At 70.2% G+C, this 24,154-nt stretch carries 17 protein-coding genes and 2 CRISPR repeat arrays (1 of these 19 running past the window's edge); of the genes, 4 read left to right on the top strand and 13 right to left on the bottom strand.

Going from position 1 to position 24,154, the window contains the following annotated elements; all coding sequences use genetic code 11:
* Window positions 1–2,347: direct repeats of the CRISPR family, unit length 37 nt; unit sequence GTTTCAACCCACGCTCCCCGCGTTCACGGGGAGCGAC (it extends 163 nt beyond the left edge of the window).
* Window positions 2,348–2,502: 155 nt separating this feature from the next.
* The 9 genes from KGD87_RS24260 to KGD87_RS24300 all read right to left on the bottom strand — a co-directional run bounded on the left by KGD87_RS24260 (window position 2,503) and on the right by KGD87_RS24300 (window position 12,131).
* Complete coding sequence (locus tag KGD87_RS24260; RefSeq protein ID WP_284662927.1) at window positions 2,503–3,456, bottom strand: ISAs1 family transposase; 954 nt, start codon at window positions 3,454–3,456, stop codon at window positions 2,503–2,505.
* Window positions 3,453–3,749 (bottom strand): hypothetical protein, encoded by a 297-nt coding sequence (locus KGD87_RS24265; protein WP_284662929.1) that lies wholly within the window; start codon window positions 3,747–3,749, stop codon window positions 3,453–3,455. The genes KGD87_RS24260 and KGD87_RS24265 overlap by 4 nt, the downstream gene beginning before the upstream one ends.
* A gap of 284 nt (window positions 3,750–4,033) precedes the next feature.
* A CRISPR array of direct repeats spans window positions 4,034–4,348; the repeat unit is 37 nt; unit sequence GTTTCAACCCACGCTCCCCGCGTTCACGGGGAGCGAC.
* Window positions 4,349–4,530: 182 nt separating this feature from the next.
* Window positions 4,531–4,830: a CRISPR-associated endonuclease Cas2 gene (gene cas2 / locus KGD87_RS24270; protein ID WP_284662931.1), complete on the bottom strand. Its 300-nt coding sequence runs from the start codon at window positions 4,828–4,830 to the stop codon at window positions 4,531–4,533.
* Window positions 4,830–5,858: a type I-C CRISPR-associated endonuclease Cas1c gene (cas1c, locus tag KGD87_RS24275; RefSeq protein ID WP_284662933.1), complete on the bottom strand. Its 1,029-nt coding sequence runs from the start codon at window positions 5,856–5,858 to the stop codon at window positions 4,830–4,832. The genes cas2 and cas1c overlap by 1 nt, the downstream gene beginning before the upstream one ends.
* A 12-nt stretch (window positions 5,859–5,870) precedes the next feature.
* A complete protein-coding gene (gene cas4 / locus KGD87_RS24280; RefSeq protein WP_284662935.1) occupies window positions 5,871–6,512 on the bottom strand; it encodes a CRISPR-associated protein Cas4 in 642 nt (213 codons plus the stop codon).
* Window positions 6,509–7,423: a type I-C CRISPR-associated protein Cas7/Csd2 gene (gene cas7c, locus KGD87_RS24285; protein WP_284662936.1), complete on the bottom strand. Its 915-nt coding sequence runs from the start codon at window positions 7,421–7,423 to the stop codon at window positions 6,509–6,511. The genes cas4 and cas7c overlap by 4 nt, the downstream gene beginning before the upstream one ends.
* 38 nt (window positions 7,424–7,461) lie before the next feature.
* Window positions 7,462–9,207, bottom strand: a complete 1,746-nt coding sequence (cas8c, locus tag KGD87_RS24290; RefSeq protein ID WP_284662938.1) for a type I-C CRISPR-associated protein Cas8c/Csd1 — start codon at window positions 9,205–9,207, stop codon at window positions 7,462–7,464.
* Entirely contained in the window at window positions 9,204–9,863 is a 660-nt protein-coding gene (gene cas5c / locus KGD87_RS24295; RefSeq protein ID WP_284662940.1) for a type I-C CRISPR-associated protein Cas5c, read from the bottom strand. Before cas5c ends, cas8c begins: the two co-directional genes overlap by 4 nt.
* Window positions 9,864–9,884: 21 nt before the next feature.
* Window positions 9,885–12,131, bottom strand: coding sequence for a CRISPR-associated endonuclease Cas3'' (locus KGD87_RS24300; RefSeq protein WP_284662942.1), 2,247 nt, complete (start codon window positions 12,129–12,131; stop codon window positions 9,885–9,887).
* Window positions 12,132–12,465: 334 nt separating this feature from the next.
* Here KGD87_RS24300 and KGD87_RS24305 point away from each other — a divergent pair, with 334 nt between their 5' ends.
* Window positions 12,466–13,179 (top strand): esterase family protein, encoded by a 714-nt coding sequence (locus KGD87_RS24305; protein ID WP_284662944.1) that lies wholly within the window; start codon window positions 12,466–12,468, stop codon window positions 13,177–13,179.
* A gap of 15 nt (window positions 13,180–13,194) precedes the next feature.
* On the opposite strand, the gene KGD87_RS24310 is transcribed toward KGD87_RS24305, so the two are convergent.
* The 4 genes from KGD87_RS24310 to KGD87_RS24325 all read right to left on the bottom strand — a co-directional run bounded on the left by KGD87_RS24310 (window position 13,195) and on the right by KGD87_RS24325 (window position 20,084).
* On the bottom strand, window positions 13,195–14,592 hold the full coding sequence (locus KGD87_RS24310; RefSeq protein WP_284662945.1) for an MATE family efflux transporter: 1,398 nt from the start codon (window positions 14,590–14,592) through the stop codon (window positions 13,195–13,197).
* Window positions 14,593–14,747: 155 nt separating this feature from the next.
* The gene (locus tag KGD87_RS24315; protein WP_284662947.1) at window positions 14,748–16,871 is read right to left on the bottom strand and encodes a beta-propeller domain-containing protein; all 2,124 of its coding nucleotides are present in this window, start codon (window positions 16,869–16,871) and stop codon (window positions 14,748–14,750) included.
* Between the two features lie 152 nt (window positions 16,872–17,023).
* Window positions 17,024–18,187, bottom strand: coding sequence for a TIGR02266 family protein (locus KGD87_RS24320; RefSeq protein WP_284662948.1), 1,164 nt, complete (start codon window positions 18,185–18,187; stop codon window positions 17,024–17,026).
* Between the two features lie 70 nt (window positions 18,188–18,257).
* A complete protein-coding gene (locus KGD87_RS24325; RefSeq protein ID WP_284662950.1) occupies window positions 18,258–20,084 on the bottom strand; it encodes an Hsp70 family protein in 1,827 nt (608 codons plus the stop codon).
* 191 nt (window positions 20,085–20,275) lie between these two features.
* On the opposite strand from KGD87_RS24325, the gene atpH reads away from it, so the two are divergent.
* The 3 genes from atpH to atpA all read left to right on the top strand — a co-directional run bounded on the left by atpH (window position 20,276) and on the right by atpA (window position 24,120).
* Window positions 20,276–20,824 (top strand): ATP synthase F1 subunit delta, encoded by a 549-nt coding sequence (atpH, locus tag KGD87_RS24330; protein WP_284662951.1) that lies wholly within the window; start codon window positions 20,276–20,278, stop codon window positions 20,822–20,824.
* Between the two features lie 146 nt (window positions 20,825–20,970).
* Window positions 20,971–22,449 carry a PAS domain-containing sensor histidine kinase gene (locus tag KGD87_RS24335; RefSeq protein WP_284662952.1) on the top strand — a complete coding sequence of 493 codons (1,479 nt, stop codon included), beginning with the start codon at window positions 20,971–20,973 and terminating at the stop codon, window positions 22,447–22,449.
* Between the two features lie 123 nt (window positions 22,450–22,572).
* The gene (gene atpA / locus KGD87_RS24340; RefSeq protein WP_163784611.1) at window positions 22,573–24,120 is read left to right on the top strand and encodes a F0F1 ATP synthase subunit alpha; all 1,548 of its coding nucleotides are present in this window, start codon (window positions 22,573–22,575) and stop codon (window positions 24,118–24,120) included.
* Window positions 24,121–24,154 lie beyond the last annotated feature (34 nt).

Here is a 24,154-nt window from a genome sequence, read left to right on the forward strand (position 1 = left end):
TTCACGAGGAGCGACGTAGGAGTAGGGGCCCGCTCTTTCCCACGAGGTAGTTTCAACCCACGCTCCCCGCGTTCACGAGGAGCGACTGGGCCCGACGCTGACGGACATGGCCAGCCAGGGGTTTCAACCCACGCTCCCCGCGTTCACGAGGAGCGACCGCAGAGCTGCTGGGAGTGCTCGACGGTGACCGCGTTTCAACCCACGCTCCCCGCGTTCACGAGGAGCGACGCCGCATCCGGTGTACGACTTTCAGCCCGGCGAGTTTCAACCCACGCTCCCCGCGTTCACGAGGAGCGACCGTCGCCCGGCATTTCCGGCACCAGCCCTGGGCGTTTCAACCCACGCTCCCCGCGTTCACGGGGAGCGACCACCTGGTGCTGCAGGTTGAACGTCTCGGTCTCGTTTCAACCCACGCTCCCCGCGTTCACGGGGAGCGACACGTAGTCGCCCAGCCACTCCCCCCCGATTCCGCGTTTCAACCCACGCTCCCCGCGTTCACGGGGAGCGACGCTGGCCGTCCTCACCGACTGCCGATTCGCCAACGTTTCAACCCACGCTCCCCGCGTTCACGGGGAGCGACAGGTGCTGTTGTGAGCAAGGCCGGGGATGCAGTGTTTCAACCCACGCTCCCCGCGTTCACGGGGAGCGACTTCCTCACACGGGCCATATGCCCATGGAGGAATCGTTTCAACCCACGCTCCCCGCGTTCACGGGGAGCGACGTCCCGTCGCGCAAGGGCGTGTCCGCCACGAAGGTGGTTTCAACCCACGCTCCCCGCGTTCACGGGGAGCGACCGTGCCGTCAACCACGGACTGCTGGCCCGCCCTGTTTCAACCCACGCTCCCCGCGTTCACGGGGAGCGACCGGTGTGCCACGGATTGGTGTCCATCCAAATGCCGTTTCAACCCACGCTCCCCGCGTTCACGGGGAGCGACTTCAGCGCCTGCACGTAGCCGGGGGGGAGCGCGTTGTTTCAACCCACGCTCCCCGCGTTCACGGGGAGCGACTGCTGATTGCGACGCCGAGAACGGCGCCGCCGAGTTTCAACCCACGCTCCCCGCGTTCACGGGGAGCGACGCGGCAGTTCACCGGCTCGGTGACGGCCAAGCAGTTTCAACCCACGCTCCCCGCGTTCACGGGGAGCGACTCCACGAGTCCCGCGCTCGCGTTGAATGGCATGGTGTTTCAACCCACGCTCCCCGCGTTCACGGGGAGCGACCGCGCCCGCCGAGCAGATGGCCGCCGCCCTCAAGTTTCAACCCACGCTCCCCGCGTTCACGGGGAGCGACCATGGACTCGGGATCGTCATTCCCATCCCCCTGCCAGTTTCAACCCACGCTCCCCGCGTTCACGGGGAGCGACGGCGCCAAGCATGTCGCTCGCGCACCTGTCGAGTTTCAACCCACGCTCCCCGCGTTCACGGGGAGCGACCACAGTTGCACCGTGCGCGCACCGGCTGAAGTGGTTTCAACCCACGCTCCCCGCGTTCACGGGGAGCGACCCGGGGGCAGGGTGAGGTCCTCGTTGGGGTGCTGTTTCAACCCACGCTCCCCGCGTTCACGGGGAGCGACAGCGTCCACTGGGCGCATCCTCGCAGCATGCCATGTTTCAACCCACGCTCCCCGCGTTCACGGGGAGCGACTGCGGGCACCCCCAACACACCACACCTGGGGGCGTTTCAACCCACGCTCCCCGCGTTCACGGGGAGCGACTAGTCCCTGCCATCGCTCGTAATCGTCCAGGCGTTTCAACCCACGCTCCCCGCGTTCACGGGGAGCGACCCCCGAGCGCGCCGCCTCCGCTGCGAAGAGCCGCTGTTTCAACCCACGCTCCCCGCGTTCACGGGGAGCGACCCGACGCCATTCGGGCCTTCATCCGACTCCTCGCGTTTCAACCCACGCTCCCCGCGTTCACGGGGAGCGACTTTTCAGCGGCACCGGGTCGCCCTCCCTCAGTCGTTTCAACCCACGCTCCCCGCGTTCACGGGGAGCGACACTGGCCCTCAGGGGCCACGACACGACAAAGCGGGTTTCAACCCACGCTCCCCGCGTTCACGGGGAGCGACCACTGGCAGTCCACCAGCCCAGTGACGCGGAAGAGTTTCAACCCACGCTCCCCGCGTTCACGGGGAGCGACCCTCTCCGTGCGTCAGGATGACGCGGATGTCCTGTTTCAACCCACGCTCCCCGCGTTCACGGGGAGCGACCGCCTGTCTCCTCTTCATTGGTGGGGTCCGGGAGGTTTCAACCCACGCTCCCCGCGTTCACGGGGAGCGACAAATCACCGACATGTCCGAGTACGACTTCTCATGTTTCAACCCACGCTCCCCGCGTTCACGGGGAGCGACAGGCGGCAGGCCTGATGCGTTCTCGGGTGTCTGCGATTTCGTGAGGAGGCCGCGTGAGAGTGAGGCGCGGTGCGGCAAAGCTTCGCCGTTCGGCCGGGGCGCCGTGCGCATGGAGGAGAGTGGCGGCCAGAAGCGGAGGGAGGGCCGGCGAGCCCTCAGTCCGGTGTGGCCAATGCCGTCTGTCGTCGTCCATGGACGAGGCTGTCGCGCAGCAGCTCGCACGCGCGTGTCCACTCCACGAGGTGACGGCCTTGCGGAGGCAGACGCGTTCTGAAGCAGGCGAGCAGATTGAAGGCCATCGCCCGCAGCCAGGCCACCACCTCCAGGGCCGTGCGCGTTGGGCGGCAGGGCTGGCGCGCGTCCTCGCCCAGCACCACGTCCAGCGTCCAGTTGTGGCGATTCTCAATGCCCCAGTGCACCCGCACCAGCCGCAGCAGTTGGTGGAAGTTGAAGACGGTGGTGTCCAGCGAGGTGACGAAGTAGCGGTAGTCCTCCGCCCGGAGGTTGTCCTCGTCGTCCCAGTGCTGCTGACGCACCAGCAGCAACGTGCGCGCTCCAGGGAAGTCCACCTCGTCGGGCGTCAGCGCGTGCGTCCACAACTCGCGCACCACTGTCTGCCCATGCGCCCGCTCCTCGGTGCGCGAGCGGGCTGGGCACTGCTTGGAGGCGATGGCCCGCATGGCGTACTCGTGAAGGGTGGGCTGGTTGGCCTTCAACCCGAAACAGTAGTGCTTGCCCAGCTCTCGCACCAAGGCTGCATTCTGCGCGGCCGTCAGCCCCGCGTCGGCCGTCACCACCCCAAAGTGCTCGCCAAAGGCTTCCACCACCCGCGGAAGCAACTGCCGGAAGGCCGGAGACTCACCCTCCTTGGCTCCGATGAATTCCAAGTCCAGGCAGGGCGCCGCCAGCGCACTGGTGAGCACGGCCCGCAGCGCGCCCAGTCGCCACAGTGCGCGGCCCTCCTCGTCGTTGGCGACGGCCTCCAGCCCCTCCACCTCGCCCTGGTGCGTCGTCCACAGGCTCTTGCCGTCCACGCTCACCACGCCCAAGGGAAATGGCAGGCGGGGGGCGCTCGAATCCTCCAGCACCTCGCACGCCTGGGCCCTCAACGTCTCCCGCAGGCCGTCCGTCTGCTGCTTGCGCAGCAGACGCCAGAGCGTCGAGCCCTCACCGAATGCGGCAACTCCAGTCGCTTGCGCGTCCGCGCTCCCACATCCCCCGCCAGCTGCGCGGCCTGCTTCAACCCTTTCTTGCCCACCGCGAAGCCAGCCACCACCAGCCCCAACAGGCCCAGGTGCTCATGGCGGGTGCCACGCGCGTCTCGCGGGTCCCTCACCGCGTCATCCCACTGCAGGCGCGCCTGTCGCAGCACGCGCCGCTGTTGTCCTCGAAGTCCACCCATGCTCGACTCCTTCTCGCCCCGGTCCACGCGTCTCGCGGAGCGGGGCATAGGGGGGATGGGGCTCGCCGGCCCCGTCCCTCCGCCTCCGGCTGCCGCGCTCAGTTTCGAGCACAACCCACCCGCCAGGGGGCGATCATCCAGGGCACCCGTCAGGTGGTGCACGAATCCGCTCACCCCTCCCGCGCGCAACCCCGCGACCCGACGACCCTTCTTCAAATCCGACCCCGAGAAAACGCATCAGGCCTGGCGACAGGCGGCCCCTTTCTCGCTTAGAGTGCGTCCATGTTTCAACCCACGCTCCCCGCGTTCACGGGGAGCGACGCGCGCTCCTTCTCCAACTGCTTGCGCATGAGGTTTCAACCCACGCTCCCCGCGTTCACGGGGAGCGACCACCAGCGCGCGAACCTCCTTTAGCGACACCTCGTTTCAACCCACGCTCCCCGCGTTCACGGGGAGCGACTTCCTTCTAGCTCAATTGACGTGGCATCAATTAGTTTCAACCCACGCTCCCCGCGTTCACGGGGAGCGACGCTGTCGCCGCGCACGTTGCCCAGGGGCGGGAGTTTCAACCCACGCTCCCCGCGTTCACGGGGAGCGACTCCACCTCTCCAACATAGCGTTCTGACTACGGAATCCGGCCGGATTTCGCGAACCGGCCCTCGCCGCCACGAAAGCGCCCCGCCGCTCCTGCCGCCCACTGCCCCAACCCACTGAATCTATTCGGGATTTCAAAGAGCGCGAACCCTCGACGGAGCACACACCGGGAGCGGTTCGCGGGGGCCTACAGGACCAGGGGCCCCTCGACGTCCAGGGGTGCCCTGGCGCCGTGATGCTCCGTCTTCCGGGCATCATCTTCCGACAGGAAGTAGAAGCGCAGGCTGTCGCATTCCGAGTCAAATACGCCAAGCAAGCGGGCGCGCAGGACGACCCAGTCCTTCGGCTCCAGGACACACTCGAAGACAGAGTATTGCACTCGTACGCCATGGTCTCTGCAAGCCCGCGCAAGCTTGCGCAGGCGCCGGGGCCCCTGGGGGTCCGACACCCGCACGTCGTAACAAATCAACACAGTCAAGCTACGCATCAGCGCATCGCGAAGGGAGGGTAGCCGTCCAGCTCCCCTCGGAGGTGACGCGCCAGCAGCAGCGCTTGCAGGTGAGGCGCCATGCCCCAGGTCGTCTCCTGCCCCAGGAACGCGTGCCGCACCCCCACCTGCTTCGCCTCCTGGTACGCCACGAGGAACGTCTTGCGCGCATCGTCCTTCAGCAACACGGCCCCCGCCGACTCCGTGCGGAAGTCCCCGGGCTTCAGTTGCCCCCGGTTCACCAGAGAGAAGACGAGCCGGTCCACCACCGGCGCACGGAACTCCTCCATCAAATCCAGCGCCAACGACAGGCGCCCCGGACGGTCCTCGTGCAGGAAACCCACGGCGGGGTCGAGCCCAACGCCCGCGAGCGCCCCCGCGCAGTCCTGCGCCAGCAGCGCATAGCCAAACGAGAGCATCGCGTTCAGCGGATTCCTCGGGGGCCGCCGGTTGCGGCCATCGAACTCGAAACCACTGGCGCTCTTCTTCAGCAGCGACGGAAAGGCCTCGAAGTAGTCACGCGCCGCGATGCCTTCCAGCCCCCGCACCTGCTCCAGGTCCTCCACGCGGCCCAGGGCGCGCAGGTGCTCCGACAGCCGCCGCGCCGTCCCCGACAGGGCCTCCTGCCGCTCAGGCGCCGCGTCACGTCGCGCGTGCAGCACGAACTGCCGCGCGTTCCCGAGCTTCCCCACCACCAGCGCCCGGGAGATGGCCACCGAGCGAGCGACATCATCCGCCGCCCGGTACTGCTGCCGCCGCAACAGGACGTTGCCGCCCGGCACGCCCTCCACCCGCGCCAGGAAGCGCCCCGTCATCCCGAAGAAGGAGACGTGGATGCCCGCCTCCAGGCAGCTCTCCATCAACTCCGGCGTCAGCCACGCGCGCGTCAGGCACACCACCGAGCGCAGGTGCCGCAAGGGGACCTCCGCCTTCTTCTGCTCCTGCACCGTCACCACCACGCACTCGCCTTCCTTGTTCAGGCGAGTCCCCTCGGCGGTGATGAACAGCGTGTTCAGCGCGGTCGTCATGGGTTCCTCCGTTCAGCCGTCCTCGTCCAGCCACCGCGCCAGGAAGTCCTGGGCGCTCCGCTGCCCCGCCGTCACCCCCGGGAGACACAGCGGCTCCAGCGAGCACCCGTCACACCGGGGCGCGCGCGCCACGACAGGGACCTCCTGCCGTCGCAGCACCTCGTGCATGCGCGTGATGGCGTCCTCGGTCCGCTGACGCAGCCTCGCGTCGAAGCGCACCGCCTCACGCTTGTGCTCCGTCCCGTAGAAGAGCGCCCCTTCCGGGATGTCCACGCCGTGCATCTCCTCCAGACACAGCGCCTGCGCGCAGAGCTGCACGCGGTCCGCCTCACCCGCCTTGCGCCGGCCGCGCTTCACCTCCACCGGATAGGGCCGCCAGCCCGCCCCCTTCGCGTCTCGCTGGTACTCGACCAGGTCCGCGCGCCCGGACACGCGCAGCCGCTGCGAGCCCAGCAACACGGCCCGCTCCACCCGCCGCCCCACCCGCGCGTCATGTCCCGGCAAATCCACGCGCTCATGGAGCAGCCGCCCGGAGGCGGTGTTGACGTCCTCGCGCCATTGCCGCTCGACGTGGATGAGCGCCGCCTGCCGCTCGCAGTACAGCAGGTGCTGGAGCGCCGACAGCGCCACCCACGTCTCGCGGTCCGCGCTCATCCCGCCAGCTCCAGCACCTCGATGCCCTGGGGCAGCCCGGCCTTGTCCACGCGGACCTCGTAGTCAGAGAAGCTCCGCGCCGGCTTCTCCGGCTGGGTGCGCGCCACATGGACGCGGTCGAACAGCGCGTGCGCAGGGGCGTTTCCCAGCTCCGAGCCATGCTTGAAGACCACCACCTTGCGCATGGACATCAGCCCCCGCGCGGCGCTGCGGTCCAGCTCGAACATGTGCGTGAAGGACTGGAAGAGCAGCTCCAGGTCCTCCGTGCCGAACCCCGTCTGCTTCGCCAGGTGCGGCGAGACGAAGCCGTGCGCGCGGTAGAGCGCGTAGGGCACGGTGTTCTTCCGGCCCATGGTGCGGTTGTCACCGCCCTGCTTCTCGGCCTCGGCCTCCGTCGCCACGGCCATGCGGGTGATGGAGTGCTCCTGCGACACGATGGGGTCCACCGAGCGCGCGAACGTGAGCTGCACCGGCCCGCGCACCTGCCCCGCGTTGGGCCCCGTGGACATGACTGCGCCGAAGGTGCGGACGTCGAAGAACGTCTTGCACATCCACGCGCGGCCCTTGTCCACCTCGGAGCCCTGGGCCTCCTTGTCCTTGTTCCGCTTCTTCCCGTCCTCGGCGCGGGCGGGCTTCTCGCTCAGGTCGATGCCCAGGCTCTTGTACGCGTCCGCGATGCGGTTGTTCAGGATGGCCTTCTCCTTCACGAAGATGTCCAGCCCCGGCTTGCCCTCCTGCGTGAGCAGGATGAAGTTGCGCACCTTGCGCTTGAGGCTCACGTCCGTCACCAGCCCGTGGCCCGTCTCCGCGTCGATGCGGGGCAGGTTGCCCGCGTCGGGGTCTCCATTGGGGTTTCCATCCAGCACGTCGAAGAACAGGACGAAGTCGTGGCGCTGCTTGAGGTCGGTCATGGCGCTTCCTCTGGGAATGGGGTGAAGACGGGGGAACGTCAGGAGATGGACGCGTCGGGCTCGCCAGGAGCCGGCGCCTCGCGCTTGGTGAAGAACGCCTCGCGTTGGTGGTAGTAGCCGACGGCGAAGAGGCCCTGCGCTTCCAGGTCAAGCACGGGAGGGAATGGCCGCTGCGAAGGAAGCAGTGACATCACCTCTCCCTTCGTCCGCTCCAGCCACCTGCCGTTCTCCGCCGCCTTGGAGGCGTGGTGGACGGAGAGCTGAAGCAACCGGGGGAAGACGGTGACGGGGTTGCGAGACGCGGCGCCGAAGTAGCGGTCGCGGATGGTGGCGTTGAGGTCCTTCAGCGCCGCGCCTTGCAACCGCTCCAGCACGGCGAAGAGGCGGCCGAGCACATAGGGCTGCGAGGCGTTGTTCTTGTCCAATGACACGGAGACCTCCAGGGGAGTGGTTCCACTTCGAGGGAGTCGCAGCAGGGTGGCTTTGATGAGCGCGACGCGGAGCCGCAGTTGTTCGCGCTCGAATCGGTCGTCGGAGGGAGGCAGCCGCAGTCGGTCCAGCGCGGACGTCAGGAGTTGGCGCGGGAAGGGCTGTCCTCGCAGCGCCGCGCCCAGCATCCGCGTGGCGACGTCCGGCGACAGGCCACGCCCCGAGGGCGCCTCCACGGCCTTGAGCAGGCGATAGACGGGGATTGGCTTCGCCGGCGCCTGCCCGATGCGCAGGTCATCGAAGTAGCGCCGGATGTTCTGCTTCACCTCGCCCACGCGCGACTCGAACCAGTCACGCACGGCGACGCGGCCCGCGTTGCCCGCCAGCGTGACGGCGTAGAAGGCGCGGTCATCCAGCTCGCCGGGCTCCAGACCCTGCAGCGGCGACTCCGCGAAGCGCTGGAGGTCCTCCTCTGTCGGGTCCATCCACGACAGCAGGAGGCTCTCTTCAGACGCGGACGCGCGCGTCCAGAACACGAGCACCGAGCCGTCCCCCAATTGAATGCCCTGCCGGAAGCGGCGCTGCTCCGTCCCACGGAGCATGTCGTTGAGCGCCAGCACGTAGCCCAGCGCCGCCTCCTGGGAGACGGGGGCGTTGTCCCCCTGCTCCAGCCCGTGCGACGAGAACGCGGGCGCGTTGAAGGAGACCAGTGAAGCGCCCGCCGGCTGAGCCTCCGGGACGTTCTTCAGCTTGGGATGGGTGACGGCCACCACCCCCTCCAGTCCTGTCACCAGGCACCGCGCCGTCCGCCCCAGCGCGCGCTTCTCTCCGGAGCGCCGCTCCCAGCAGGCGCGAATGGCCGGGTTCTGATGCACGGGCACGGTGGCCTCACCGACGACGAAGGCGAGCAGCTCGGAGCCCGTCCATTCCTCCGCGTCGCGAGCCGCCAGCACCTTGCTCCGCTCGGCCTCGTTCGAAAGGAAGGCCTCCACGGCCCGGGCCTCCGGGTCCTTCGTCTCCGCGGCGACCTCCCGAACCGGCTTCAGGAAGGCCTCCAGCCGGGCTACGCGCTTCTCCACGCCTCCAGCCTTTGTCTTGGGCGTGCCCTTCTCGTAGGCGAGGACGTACTTCGGATTGTCCGCGAAGAAGCCCGCCGCGATGTTTGCTGCCCGCTGCGGCAGCCGGGGAATCGAGAGGGGCTTTCCCCTCCCGTCCTCTCCCGCGGTGCTCTCCAGCGTGACGAACTTCCCCGCCGCGCTGATGCGGATGAAGAAGTCCACGGGCTTGACCTCGTACAACAGGTCATCCGTGAGCCCGCGCTCACGGGCGAAGTCGTTCAGTGCCGTCAGCATCATGAGGCACCTCCCCCCAGCACCTGCGCCCGAGGCGGCACGAGCAACACCCCATCCTCCAGGAACGCCTGGAAGAACTCGGGACGCACGGGCTCACCGGGCACGTCGAAGACGAAGTCGTGGAACATGAGCCCCAAGGGCCGCCGCCCGCTGCCCGCTTCGTGCGGCAGCAGGCCGTCCTCGGCGGGCTCCACCCGGGCCGCGAACTCGCGGCAGCCCAGGTAGGGCGCATGGAAGAACTGGCCCCGCTCCAGGCGCCGCTCGAACATGTCCTCGAACTTGCGCGCGTTGTCCTCGGGCCCCGCCTTCCCGGGCACCAGCGTGAAGGACGCGGTGATGACGTAGTCCACGTCCCGCAGCGCCACCGTGTTGCGCTGGGCCCGGTCCTCGTCCGCCGCGTAGTCGAACCTGCCCACCGTGGCGCGGCTGTTGACCTCGTTGCGGCGGAAGCTCGTCCATCTCACCGGCGCGAGCACCGCAATCTCGTGGACGTGCCAGCGGATGGCCGGCTTCCACAGGATGGCCTCCAGCACGCCGCGCGCCGCCGAAGGCGTCATCACCTCGTAGCTGACGCGCTCCGCCTTCATCTCGGGCCGCGTGAAGCACGCCACGGGCCCTCGGGCCCTCACGCGAAACCGCCTGCCTGCCGTCGATGTCATCCACACCTCCTGAAGCGTGTCTCAGCCGGGAATGAGGAACGTCGGGTCCAGCACGCCGACCTGGTCACGCAGAAGGCCGAAGCGCTTGTGATACGCGGGCCCGTGCTCGGGCCCCAGGTACGCCACCGTCTCCGAAGCGAGCCGAGCCAACTCCCGTTCCAGCCAGGCGTCCCGGAGCCCGCGGTTCACCGACACCGTGAAGCGTTGCAGCGCGCGCAGCCGCTCCCGCGAGGGGCCTCGCTGGCGCAGCGCCTCCAGGTGCGCCTCACAGCCCGCGTAGGGCACCACCACCGACGCGCTCCAGTCGTCCTCGACGAGCTTGAAGGCCTTGGACACCGCTTCGAAGTGGAGCTTCTTGCGCAGGTCCTGGATGCCCTTCTCGTCCAGCTTGCGGGTGGCATAGAGCCGCTCGAAGTAGCGCTGGAAGCTCTCGGGCGCGAACAGGTCCAGGTCGGGCGCCTGCTCCAGCAGACCGCGAGTCACGTCCTGGGCGGCGCGCGCAACGCCTCGGGGAGGCTGGGTCTCGGGTTCGTAGACGCGCAGCTCGCCGAGCCCGTCCAGCACCCCCTCCCGGTTGCACCGGCCCGCGGCCTGGGCCAGCGAGTCCAGTCCTCCAAGCCCACGGAAGACGACGCGGAAGTCCAGGTCCACGCCCGCCTCGACGAGCTGCGTGGCCACCAGTCGCACCGGCTCCCCACGCCGCTTGCGGGCCTTGATACCCGCGAGCACCTCCGAGCGATGCTCCGGACACATCAGCGCGGACAGGTGCAGCGTGTCCTGGTGCCCCAGCCGCGCGTCCACGAGCTCGCAGAGCCGACGCGCGTCGTCCCGCAGGTGGACCACGGCGAGGACGTCCCGCTCGGCCGCCACGGCGTCGGCCAGCTCGGCGTAGGGGAGCTTGCGTCCCAGGGTGGGCCACCGCACCCGCACCCGGCGCAGGCGCTCGAAGGCGCGCACCGAGGCCGGGACGATTTCACGCGCGTCCGGCAGGCCCTCCTGGAAGTCCGGGCGGCGGCCCAGCGCGGGCTGCGTGGCGGTGCAGATGACCACGGAGCAGCCGTAGTCCTGCACCAGCGCGCCCAGGCCATCCAGGATGGGCGCCAGCAGCGACGGCGGCAGCGTCTGCGCCTCGTCGAGCACGATGACGCTCCGGGCCACCCGATGCAGCTTGCGGCACGCCGACGGGCGGCGGGCGAAGAGGCTCTCCAGGAGCTGCACCGTGGTGGTAACGATGACGGGCGCGTCCCAGTTCTCGCTGGCGACGCGGTTGAGCGGCGTCTCCTTCCCGGGGTCGACGGCGGAGTGGTGCTCGATGACGGCGTGCTCCAGCCCCTGGAAGGCCTGGCGGTACACGCCCGCGCTCTGCTCGATGATGGACGTATAGGGAATGGCGACGATGACGCGCTGGAGCCCATGCCGCCGCGCGTGCTCGAGCGCGAAGGCCATGGACGTCAGCGTCTTGCCCCCGCCCGTGGGCACCGTGAGGCTGAAGACGCCTGGATGCAGGGACGCGGCCTCCACCGCGGCGGAGAGCACCTCGCGCCGCACCCGGTTGACCTCCGTGTCCGGGGCCTCGCGCTGCTTCTCCTCCAGGAAGCCACGGAGGCGCTCGGCGAGCTGAGCCAGCGACACCGGCACCTGGCGCTCCGCGCCCCGGCTCGCGTCGAAGAAGGCCTCCGTGTCCAGGAAGTCCGCGTCGCACAAGAGCGAGAAGAGCATCCGCGTCCAGAGCTCCAACCGGAGCGGCTCGAGCCGCAGCAGCGCGTCCGGCTCGAAGCCGAGCGGCCCATCCAGCAAGGCGGGGACATCACACCGAGCCCTCGCGTCCGCGAGCAGCGCCTGCTTCTCCTTGCGCCCCAGGCGCTCCTTGAACGCCGCCAGGTCCGGCAGCCCCGCGTGGTGTCCGGCAATCGCCAGGGCCAGCGGGAGCAAGCGGGGGTCGCGGCGCAGCGCCCAGAGCGCCCCGGCCGTCGAGTGGTCTCGCTCCAGCGCGCCCTCTTTCTCCAGGTGCGCCTCGAAGCCATTCTCCGCGCGGATGCGATACCAGAAGTCTTGTGTGTACTTGCCCAGGTCGTGCCAGCGCCCGGTGGCCAGGGCCGGCGCGCGCAAGTCCTCTCGCGGCGCCAGCCTCGCGGCCCACTGCCCCACGGCCTCCAGGTGCTCGCGCAGCAGATGAGGACGCCCCGCTTCTGTCACGTGCGCCAAGGGCTCCGCCGTCACCACGCGTGGCACGGCGGACGGCTCCGGACGCCCGAGGTCCTTCGTCATGGCACTCCCCCCACCGACCGCGCGTCCAGCGGCACAAGCGGACCTGCGCGTCTGCATTCTGGTTTCCGTCCGGTGACTGGCACAAGGTGCCTTGTCCTACGAACGGCCGGAGCGCGCGCTCCCCCCACGGTGGTATGCCCGAGCGCGAGGAATGCGGGCAGGCTTCCGGCCCCACAGGCCGCGCCAGCCGTAGGGGCCGCAACGAACCCCCAGGCGGGTAGCCGCCGACTCGGCAAAGTCAGACATCCGCCCAGGTGTTCACTCCCGGCAGTCCGGCGGGCAGGCCTTGCACGCCAGTCGCGGCCTTTGACGCATTGCGATTAAGTTGCGCGCCATGAACCGCGAATACCACCGCTGGTACAGCGAGCGACTGCACCGCGACATGGAGTTGCTCATCTTCGGCCACTCGGGTGAGCCCGTGCTCCTGCTGCCGACGAGCAAGGGCCGCTTCTTCCAGGCCGAGGACTTCGGCCTCATCGGCGCCATCGCCGACCGCGTCCAGTCCGGCCGGTACATCGTGGTGTGCCCGGACTCGGTGGACGCGGAGTCCTGGTTCAACACCGCCATCCACCCGCATGACCGCGTCGTCCGCCATCAGCAGTGGGAGGACTACCTCCTCCACGAGGTGGTGCCCCTGCTCAAGAGCCGCGGCACCGGCGGGCGCCTCACCCTGGCCGGGTGCAGCTTCGGCGGCTTCCACGCGTACAACATTGGACTGCGGCACCCGCACGTCTTCCGGCGCCTGCTGTCCATGGGCGGCAAGTTCGAGACGGACGAGTTCCTCGACGGCCACCACGACTCGGACGTCTACTTCCACTCATGCACGGAGTGGCTGCCCAACCTCACGGACCCCGCGCAGCTCTCCGCCCTCCAGCGCGTGGAGCTGGTGCTGGCGGTGGGCGAGCACGACTTCTGCCGCCCCTCCAACGAGCACCTCTCCAACGTGCTGTGGAAGAAGGACATCGGCAACCACCTGGCCGTGTGGCAGGGCGGCACGCACGACTGGCCCGTGTGGCGGCAGATGATTCAGCAGTACCTGCCCTGGTAGCCGCGCCGCGCGCCGCTACGCTTCAACTGGACGCAGCGCGCCCGCGCTCATCCGGTTGAAGCGCCACAGCAGCGCCACCGCCACGGTGACGAGGCCCGCGCACAGGCCCCACCAGATGCCCACCACCCCCAGGCCCAGCTTGAAGCCCAGCAGCAGCGTCAGCGGCAAGCCAATGGCGTAGTGCCCCACCATGTTGGCCAGGAACGTGAAGCGCGTGTCGCCCGCGCCGCGCAGCACGCCCGCGCCCACGCCCTGCACGCCGTCGAACACCTGGAAGACGGCGCTCACCATCAGCAGCGGCACCACCAGCGGCAGCACGTCCTCGGGCGCCCCCGCCAGCCGGGCCAGCGGCGTCGGGAACAGCGCGAACAACAGCCCGCCCAGCGCCATGAAGCCCGCGCCTCCCGCGAAGGCCATGAAGCCACTCAGCCGCGCCTGCCGCCCGTTGCGCGCCCCCACCGCCCAGCCCACCCGGACGCTGCCCGCGTTGCCGATGCCCATGGCCACCGTGAAGGTGACGCTCGCGAAGGAGATGGCAATCTGGTGCGCCCCCACGCTCGCCGGCCCCAGGCCCGCCGCCAGCACCCCCGCCAGCGCGAACACGCCAATCTCCGCGGCGAAGTGGAGGCCAATGGGGGTGCCCAGTTTCACCGCCCGGGCCAGGTCCGCCCACACGGGCAGGCGCGTGGAGGACTCGGCGCCCGCCAGGGGCCTGGCCCGCACCGCGAACACCACCACGGCCAGCTGCAACGCGGTGCACAGCGTCGTCGCCATCGCGGAGCCCGCCACGCCCATGGCCGGAATCTCCCGCAGCGGCCCGAAGGCGGCCGGCAACACCTCACCGCCGAACACCAGCAGCACGTCCGCGGCCACGTTGAAGACGTTGGCCGCCACCGTCGCAATCACCAGCGGCCGTGTGTAGGCCGTGGACTGGCAATACGAGCGCACCATGAGGAAGGCCAGCATCAGCGGCATGCTGGGCGCGCGCCACAACAGGTAGTCCCGGGCGCCCGAAACCTCGGCCTCGCCAATGCCCCCCAGGAGCAGCAACGGCGGCGTCAGCAGCAGCAGCGAGCCCAGCAACAAGCCCGAGAAGAGCGCCAGCCAGCCGCCCTGCCAGAGCAGCCCCCGGGCCCGGGTGAAGTGCCGCGCGCCCATGGCCTGGGACATCATCGGGTCGAAGCCCATCATCAGGCCCATGCCGAAGCCGCTGACGGCGAAGAAGAGGCCGTTGCCCAGCCCCACCGCCGCCAGCGCCGACGTCCCCGCGCGCCCCACCACCAGCGTGTCCACCAGCCCCATGAGCGCCTGCCCGCCCTGGGCGATGGCGATGGGAACCGCCAGCCGGGCCAGCTCCCGGAGCTCGGTGCGGGGAGAATTCACGGAGGACGTCGGCAAGACGGCGGTGGACATGGGGAGTGCGCCTATAGCGCCTTCCGGTAGGGAATGCGCTGCCCACGTCCGACGCGCCGCGACCCCTCGCCTGACGGGGAGGCCTGGCCACATCCCCGTGACACGTCCCCTGGGACACCCGGCGTCCCAGGGGCGAGCCGCCCGTCAGCCCCGCGTCACGGCTCCAGGGGCCCTGGCTTGCCGGCCGCCGGCGGCAGGAAGGGCGCGGTGGCCAGCGGCGTCTGGAGGCTGTTCACGTGGGACACGCGCAGGCCCGCGTCGGAGATGGCGTACACGTAGTCGTCCGCCATGATGCTGCGGCGCACCGTGGGCTGCCAGTACCAGCTCCAGTGCTGGAAGTTGAATGCCTGGTACATGTCCCGCACGGAGACGGTGCCCACCGGCGAGAAGCCCGTGGCCGTGTCCACGCGGAAGACGCGCAGCTCGCTGCGGAAGCCGGACCAGTAGTCGGAGGCGTTGTAATCCCAGTCCATGAAGGGCAGGGCCAGCAATCCCTTGGCGGGGAAGTAGGTGAAGGCCTTGTGCTCGTGGAGCGCCTCGCTGTGGCTGCTCATCGAGCCCAGCTGGTGGGTGAAGGTCTCCCGGGGATTCGCCAGGTCGCTCACGTCGAAGAGCGACAGCTTGAGGGCGCGGTCCTGCCAGGTGCCGTCCTCGTTGCGGTGCTCGCCGAAGGTGAGCAGGTGCGTGTCACCCAACGGATGGATGTAGGTGGAGAAGCCGGGAATCTTCAGCTCGCCCACCTTGCGCGGGTGCGCCGGGTCGCTCAGGTCGAAGGTGAAGAGCGGGTCCACCTGCCGGAAGGTGACGACGTAGCCGCGCGTGCCCACGAAGCGCGCGCTGAAGATGCGCTCGCCCCGGGCCAGGTCCTCGCTGCGCCCCAACTGCTTCAGGTGCCCGCCCTCCTCGCGCAGCGTCACCACGCGGTTGACCGTCTCCGGAGGCGTCCACACGGCGTCGCCATCCCCCGCGACCTCCTCCCTCGGCAGCTCCACGGTGGTGGCCACCCGCAGCACGCCCTCATGCTCGTCCATGGCGAACTGGTTGACGACGTACCCCTCCACCGTGCCGCTGCCCACGTAGGTGGCCTGGTCCGGGTCGCGGATGTCGAACTTGTGGAGGTACGTGTGCGTCGTCTGGCCCGGCTCCGGCCACCACCACCAGTGGCGAGCCGCCAGGTAGAGCGCGTCCTGGGACGCGTACACCTCGCCGGGCGCCGCCACCAGGCTGGTGCGGCCAGGCTCCGACTCGCTCGCGTCCAGGTTCAGCGACAGCACCGACACCAGGCCCAGGCCCGTGGGCGCGTTGGTGCGGTAGAACGACGTGCAGTCATACGAGAGCGGCTTCACCTCGCCATCCGCCGTCACGCGGCGCCCGGGCGGGAGCCACTGCGCCAGCGTCTGCGCGCGGATGGCCTGCTCGTTCTGCTGGATGAGCGCGTCGATGTGCGCGCTCAGCCGGATGCGGTTGTCGAAGAGGCCCGGCGAATAGTCGGGGTAGAGGCGCACGTCCGCGGGCCAGCGGAACCCGTCCGACACCACCAGCCGCACGGCGCCCTCCACGCGACGGGCGCTGAGGTAGCCGCCGGGCAGGTACACCTGCTCCATCACCCGCGGCGCCTCCAGGTCCGCCACGTCCACCACCGTCACCTTCACGGTGTTGCCGTGCCCGTAGCCACAGCCGAAGCCGGCGCAGTCGACGGCGGGCCCGTCCGTGACGCGGCCTCCCGAGCCCGAGCCCGGCCGCGGCTCGGACACCGCCGAGGTGATGACCAGCCGGTTGCGCTCGGGGTCGAGCAACATCTCCCGCGGCCAGCCCTCCACTTCCAGCGCGGCCGTCCGCGCGAGCTGCTCGGCGGGCCAGGAGCGGTGGAGGTAGAGCCGCTGCCCCGACAGCACGAAGATGCGCGTGCCGTCGTTCTGCACGAAGTCGGCCTCGTGCACGCCGGACACCTGGTTGTTCGTGCCCGTGTAGTCGTTGGGACTGCCGCCGCCTCCAGCGGAGTCCTCCTGCGGCGCGTCCACCGTGGGCGGCGCCTCGCCCCCTCGGCCGCCCCCGTAGGTGTACTGCTTGTAGACCTCCAGCACCGCGCGCATCTGCTTCGTCGCGGTGTCCTCGATGTGCTGCTCCAGGGCCTCGCAGCCGGGGAAGGTCTCCAGCCGGGCCTCCTGCCGCACGGGCTCGTTGCCGAACGGAGGCGGCGGCTTGCTTCCTTCGTCACCACACCCCGCCGCGACGACCGCCACCACTCCGGCCCAACTCCAGCGTTTCCACTGCCGCATTCGACCCTCCCTTTGCACTTCGGCCCCACTGGCGGCCCACGGGCCTCCCCGGTGTCGCGCCAGCGGCGGCCGGGCCTTGTTGCCACCGGCGTGCCAGGGCTTCGTCCCCTGCGAACCCAGGCCTGTCGAGCGGCCGCGCGGCCCCGCGCCTCTCAGAAACCTGAGGCGCGCGGTGAACCTGGAGCCGGAAAACCGAGGCCCCGGGGCACGAAGCGGACGAACTGCTGGGTGAGCACCGGGTCCATGTGCTCCAGCCGCAGCCCCATGCCCACCGCGGACCGGAAGGCGCCCTGCGGCAGGGGCGGGTTGGACCACGCCACCGTCGCCTCGGCGGTGCAGGGCGAGCGCTGGCCCGCGAGCAACACCTTCAGCGTCAGCCGCGTGCCCTCGCGCGCCGGCGTCAGGGTGCGCACGAAGAGCGCGCCCGGCCCCGCGTCATGGCTGAAGCCCGACAGCGTCGTCCCGTTGGACGTGGTGAACTCCACCACCGTGAAGAAGGGCACACGCTCGGCGGCGCGCAGCGGGGTGTGGCCCGGAACCAGCCGCCCCAGCACGCGGCCGAGCAGCTCGTCCGCGCCCAGGTGACGCTTCTCCAGGAGCGGCGCGCCACCCAGCGCCAGCGCCCGGGCGAGCACCTCCTGCGACTCCTCCGCGCGCGACAGCAGCACCAGCGGCTTGCGCGGGTGCGCGTCGTGGAGCTTCGTGGCCAGGGCCAGCGCCTCGCGCGGCGTGCGCGACACGTCCACCACGAAGCCATCCAGCCGCGCGCCGTGCTCCGCCGCCAGGCTCTCCGCGTCCCCCATGTCCCGTGCGTAGAGGACGTGAAGCCCCTCCTGCTCCAGCGAGCCGCCCAGGAAGGTGTGCAGGAAACGCCCGCCCTCCACCAGCAGCACCCGGCGCCCTCGCGGCAGGCCCTCGCGGACACGCTCCCGGGCCTGGCGCACCGCGGCCAGCTTCGCCTCCAGGGCGCCCAGCGCCACCGGCTTGGGCAGGAAGTCGTCGGCGCCCGCGCGCCAGCAGTGCATCACCTCGTGGGGCTCGCCGCCGGAGGTGAACATGATGACGGGCACGTTGCGCCCCGCCGGGTGTGCCTTCACCAGCCGGCACACCTCGTCACCCTGCATGCGCTCCATGCGCAGGTCCAACAGGATGAGCGCCGGGGTGCGCCGGGCCAGCTCGGCCATGCAGGTCTCGCCGCCCTCCAGCGCCACCGCCTCGCAGCCCAGCCGAGTCAGGTGCAGGCGCACCACCTCCCGTGCGGTGCGGGAGTCATCCACCACGAACACGGTGTCACGCGCGTTGGGAGGAGGGCTCATACGCTCACGGATAGGTGGAAAGAGGTGCCAAGGCCACCGGCGCCCAGGGCCACCGTTCGGGGATGGACGCTCAGGCGCGAGGCTCCTGGCGACCGGACAACAACCGCGTGAGCTGCTTGGCGATGGTGGCGCACTGCGCCGCGTTGCCGCTGTCCAGGGCGGACCGGCCGCCATCCAGCAGGCGCTGCACCGTGCCCAGGGTGGCCTGCGCCTCCGGGCTGGGGTTCTCCTGGGCGCTGCGCTGGAGGAGCCGCGCCAGCTTCTCCCCGCGCTCCAGCAGCTTGCGGAACAGCTCCTCCGCGCGCTTCGAGTCCACCACGCCCTGCGAGCGCGCGTAGTGGGCCTGCTCCGCGCCCAGCTTCTCCGCCTCACCCTGCGGCAGCCCCGCGCGGGCCTCCAGCCGCACGGCCTCCATGTTGCCGGTGGTCAGGTCCGTGGCCTTGACGGACAGGATGGCCTCGCTGGACAGCTCGAAGACGACCTCCAGCGGCACGTCTCCGCGCGAGGCGACGTGGAGGCGCTTGAGCACCACCTCGCCCAGCTTGTAGTTCTCATCCTGGAACTCGCTCTCGCCCTGGTACACGGGGATGCGCGCTTCCTGCTGGCCGGAGCTGCCCGGATAGAAGATGTCCCGCGCCACCACCGGCACGCCGGTGTTCTTCGGGATGAGCCGCTTCACGCGCCCGCCCATGACGCCCACGCCCAGGCTCTGGGTGGCGACGTCCAGCAGCAGCGCCTGACCGGACTGGCGGATGAGCTCGTCGGCCTGCACCGCGGCGCCCAGCGCGACGGCCTCGTCGGGGTGCACGTCCGTGGAGGGCGCGCGGCCGAAGAAGTCCGCCACCAGCCGCCGCACCAGCGGCACGCGCGTCATGCCGCCCACCAGCAGCACCACGTCCACCGCGTGCGGGTCCATCTTCGCGTCGCGCATCACCGACTCGCAGACGTCCAGGCAGCGGCGCGACAGCGGCTCGGACAGCGTTTCGAAGAAGGAGCGCGTCAGCACCGTCTCCAGCTCCGCCATCCGCTTGCCCGGCGCCGAGTGGTCTCCCAGCCCGGCGACGTAGATGGACGCCTCTTCCTTCTCGGTGAGCTCGCGCTTGGCGGACTCGGCGGCCACCTTCAGCCGGCGCAGGCTCTGCGCGTCCTGCGACACCACGTGCCGCAGCTCATCGTCCACCTGCGCCAGCAGCCACTGGACGATGCGCTGGTCGAAGTCCTCGCCGCCCAGCTTCGGGTCACCGCCCGTGGCGCGCACCTCGAAGACGCCGGCCTTCACTTCGAGGATGGACACATCGAAGGTGCCACCGCCCAGGTCGAACACCAGCGCGTTGCCCTCGAAGCCGCGCGACAGGCCATACGCCAGCGCCGCGGCGGTGGGCTCATTCACCAGCCGCACCACGTCCAGCCCGGCGATGCTGGCCGCCTCACGCGTGGCCTGCCGCTGGTTGTCGTCGAAGTTGGCCGGAACGGTGATGACACACTTGGTGACGGGGCGGCCGAAGTGCGCCTGCGCGTCCAGGGCCAGCTCGCCCAGAATCATCGCGGACACCTGCGTGACGGGCATCACCCGCCCGGCGAGCCGCACGCGCACGTCGCCAGCGGGCCCGGCCACCAGCGGGTACGGCACCAGCGCCTTCGCCTCCTGAACCAGCTCCGGCGTGTAGCGGCGCCCCAGGAAGCGCTTGGTGGCCCACACCACGGAGTCCGGGTGCTCCTCGGCCAGGGATTGCGCGGCGACGCCCACCACGCGCTCGCCAGCTTTGTTCACGCCCAGCGTGGACGGCGTCAACCGGCCACCCGCGCGCGCGGGAATCAGGCGCGGGCGTCCGTCTTCCACGGTCGCCACGGCGCTGTTGGTAGTACCCAGGTCGATGCCGATGACGGGGTCATGCATGGGGGGCCGAGAGGACACCACCCTACGGGTGTTCGCGCCAGCTCGCCAAGCCCCCTTCCCGCGCCTGCCTGCCGATAAGCGTCGCTTTCCCACGCCACGGCCCGGGGCAGCAGGCGTGCCCCCGGCGACAGGGCGCCCCGATGCCAGGGACGTTGCTCGGGGGAAATCCCCGTGCTAAGGGCGCGACCGCCATGGTGAACGTGTCGATCGCCCGCCGCTACGCCCGCGCCCTCCTCGATGTCGCTTCAGAGGCGGACCGCACTGACGCCGTCACCGAGCAGCTCACCGCCTTCGCTGACATCATCGCGAAGAACGCCGAGCTGACGGATGTGCTCGTCAACCCCGCCTACACCCGCGAGCAGCGCCTGCGGGTGGTGGAGTCGGTGATGCAGGCCATTCCCGGCGGCGTGGAGCCCACGCTGGCCAACACCCTCCGCCTGCTGGTGGACCGCAACCGCCTGGGTTACCTGGCGGACATCGCCCGCCTCTTCCGTGACATGGCGGATGCCCGCGCCGGCCGCGTCCGGGGCCACGTCACCAGCGCCGCGCCGCTCCCGGCCGACGCCCTGGCCCAGCTCCAGCAGACCCTGCAGCAGCTCACCCAGCGCAACGTCCTGCTGGAGACGCGCGTGGACCCCAGCCTGCTGGGGGGGGTCGCCGCCCAGGTGGGCAGCATCCTCTACGACGGCAGCATCCGGACCCAGCTCGAGGAGCTGCGCCGCGAGCTGAAGCAGCGCTGAGGCCTGCCCGCTCGCCGGGCAACCAACGTTCCAGGTCGTCTCTATCACCCCGCAGTCCAGGGCTAACCGGTATTTCCAGCGGGCCCTGACAGCGGTATACTCGCCAGCGGAACGGGACAGCCCCGTGCCGCCTGGACGACCTGACCATGCCGCAGTCCCTACTCCACCGGTATTCCGAAGGTCCGTCCACGCTGGCGGCACCCGAGGAGGCGCGGCCCTTCCTGGGGGCCCTCCTGAGCGCGGCGGGGTGTGGCGTGGCCCTGCTGGACCGGGAGCTGCGTCCGGTGTGGGTGAATGCCTCGCTGGCGGCGCTGTCCGGCCTGGAGCCGCGCGCGCATGTGGGCCGTCCCCTGGCGGAGCTGTGGCCGCAGGTGGCGCAGGCGCTGTCGCCGCTGCTGGCCCGGGCGCTCTCCGGCGAGGACGTCACGGATGCCCCCGTGCGGGGTGTGCTGGCTCCCTCCGCGGGGGAGCGGCACTTGCGGGTGGGCCTGTCCCCGGCGCTGCAGGGCGGCTCGCTGGCGGGGGTGGCGCTGTGGGTGCGCGACGAGACGGAGCGCGTCCTGGAGGAGCAACGGCTGCGCGCGCGGGAGTCACACATGCGCAGCCTGGCGGACGTGGCCTGTGACGGGCACTTCCTGCATGACAACGGCATCGTGATGGACGCCAACCGCGCGATGTCCCAGCTGCTGGGCTACGCGTCCCCGTCGGAGATGATCGGCCGGCACCTGGCGGACTACGTCGCCCCGGAGTTCCGCTCGCAGGTGGGGCTGGTGCTGAGCCGCGGGCTGGAGACGCCCTATGAGGTGGTCGTCCTCCGCCGGGACGGCCAGCGGCTGCCCCTGGAGGTGCTGGGGCGCTACGTGACGTGGGAAGGCCGGCAGGTGCGGCTGGCCGCCGTCTGGGACATCAGCAGCCGCAAGGCCGCGGAGGAGCGCTCCGCGAGCACCGAACAGTTCCGGCACCAGATGCTGGGTGTGGTGGACGCGGAGCTGCGAGCGCCCCTGCAATCGCTCCAGGAAGGCACGCGCGCCCTGCAGCGGATGGACGGGCTGGAGGAGCCGCAGCGCACGCTGGTGGGCCAGGTGGCCCGGTCCGCCCGGCGCATGGAGCGGATGCTCCAGGAGCTGATGGACTTCACCCGCGCGCGGCTGACGGGCGGGCTGGCGCTGCGGCTGGAGCCCGCCGTGCTGGACGCGGTGGTGGCGCGCGTCGTGGAAGAGCGCCGCCGCGAGCATCCCCGGCGCACCCTCCACCTGGAGACGGAAGGCGACCTGCGCGGCCACTGGGACACCCGCCGGCTGGCGCAGCTGGCCGACAACCTCCTGGGCAGCGTGCTCCATCAAGGCGCCGAGGAGTCACCCATCACCCTGCGCGTGGCGGGCGCGGTGGGCGGCGTCACGCTTTGCGTGAAGAGCCCTGGACTCACCGTGGTGGCGGAGGAGCACTCCTCCCTCTTCGAGCCCTTCCGCAAGGAGCGCGGCGCCGCGCCAGAGGGCCTGGGCCTGGGGCTCTACCTGGCGCGGCAGATCGCCGTGGCGCACGGGGGGAAGCTGGCGGTGGAGTCCTGCTCCGGGGGCGGGGTCAGCTTCACCGCCTGGCTGCCCCGCGAGGGAGTGGGGCACTGAAGGCCTTGGCGCCTGTCGCCGACCGCATTGCAGCGGGTGGGTGTGCATGGTAAGGGGCCCCGACTTCAAGGTTTCGGCGGCCTGCTCCACGTCGGCCGCCCCTGCGCAAGGACGCATACGCTCATGGAAATCCGCGCCGACGAGATCAGCAGAATCATCCGGGAGCAGATCAAGGATTACGGGAAGAAGGTCACCGTCGCAGAGACGGGGACCGTGCTGTCCGTCGGTGACGGTATCGCGCGCATCTACGGCCTCGAGGGCGCGCTCGCCGGTGAGCTGGTGGAGTTCGCCAACGGCGTGCAGGGCCTCGTGCTGAACCTGGAAGAGGACAACGTCGGCGTCGCCATCATGGGTGACTTCCAGGCCATCCGTGAGGGTGACACCGTCAAGCGCACCCAGCAGATTGCCTCCGTGCCGGTGGGCAAGGAGCTGCTGGGTCGCGTGGTGGACCCGCTCGGCAAGCCGCTGGACGGCAAGGGCCCCATCGCGGCCACGGAGATGCGCCGCCTGGAAGTGAAGGCGCCCGGCATCGTGGCCCGCAAGAGCGTGCACGAGCCCCTGCAGACGGGCATCAAGGCGCTGGACGCGCTGGTGCCGGTGGGTCGTGGTCAGCGCGAGCTCATCATCGGTGACCGCCAGACGGGCAAGACGGCCGTCGCCATCGACACCATCATCAACCAGAAGGGCCTGAACGTTTACTGCATCTACGTGGCCATCGGCCAGAAGCAGTCGACGGTGGCCCAGGTGGTGGAGAAGCTGAACCGCTTCGGCGCCATGGAGTACACCACGGTGGTGGCGTCCAACGCCTCCGACCCGGCCCCCATGCAGTTCTTCGCGCCGTACGCCGGCGTGGCCATGGGCGAGTACTTCCGCGACAACAAGATGCACGCGCTCATCGTGTACGACGACCTGTCCAAGCAGGCCGTGGCGTACCGCCAGCTGTCGCTGCTGCTCCGCCGCCCGCCGGGACGCGAGGCCTACCCCGGCGACGTGTTCTACGTGCACAGCCGCCTGCTGGAGCGCGCCGCCAAGCTGTCCGACGAGGAGGGCGCCGGCTCGCTCACCGCGCTCCCCATCATCGAGACGCAGGCGGGTGACGTGTCGGCGTACATCCCGACGAACGTCATCTCCATCACCGACGGGCAGATCTTCCTCGAGACGGACCTCTTCTTCGCCGGCGTCCGCCCGGCCATCAACGTGGGCCTCTCCGTGTCCCGCGTCGGTTCGGCCGCGCAAATCAAGGCCATGAAGCAGGTGGCCGGCACCATGAAGCTGGAGCTCGCGCAGTACCGCGAGCTGGCCGCCTTCTCCCAGTTCGGCTCCGACCTGGACAAGGCCACCCAGGAGACGCTGGCGCGCGGCGCCCGCATGGTGGAGCTGCTCAAGCAGGGCCAGTACGAGCCCATGCCCGTCGAGAAGCAGGTCATGCAGATCTACGCCGCCACCAACCGCGACGACCCCAAGAAGCGCGGCTGGATTCGCGACATCCCGGTGGCCGACGTGGTGCGCTGGATGCGTGAGTTCCTGGAGTTCGCCGACGGCAAGCACCCGAACGTCGCCAAGGACCTGGCGTCGAAGCGCGAGCTGACCGCCGACATCAAGACGGCGCTGAGCAAGGCCATCACCGAGTTCAACGAGGTCTTCCAGCCGACGCCGGGCGCCAAGATTTAACGCCCCCGCCGGTCGTGGCCCACGAGCCCCGCGC

Origin of the sequence: Myxococcus sp. SDU36 (genome assembly GCF_030168875.1) — a bacterium.
Taxonomy (GTDB): Bacteria; Myxococcota; Myxococcia; order Myxococcales; family Myxococcaceae; genus Myxococcus; species Myxococcus vastator.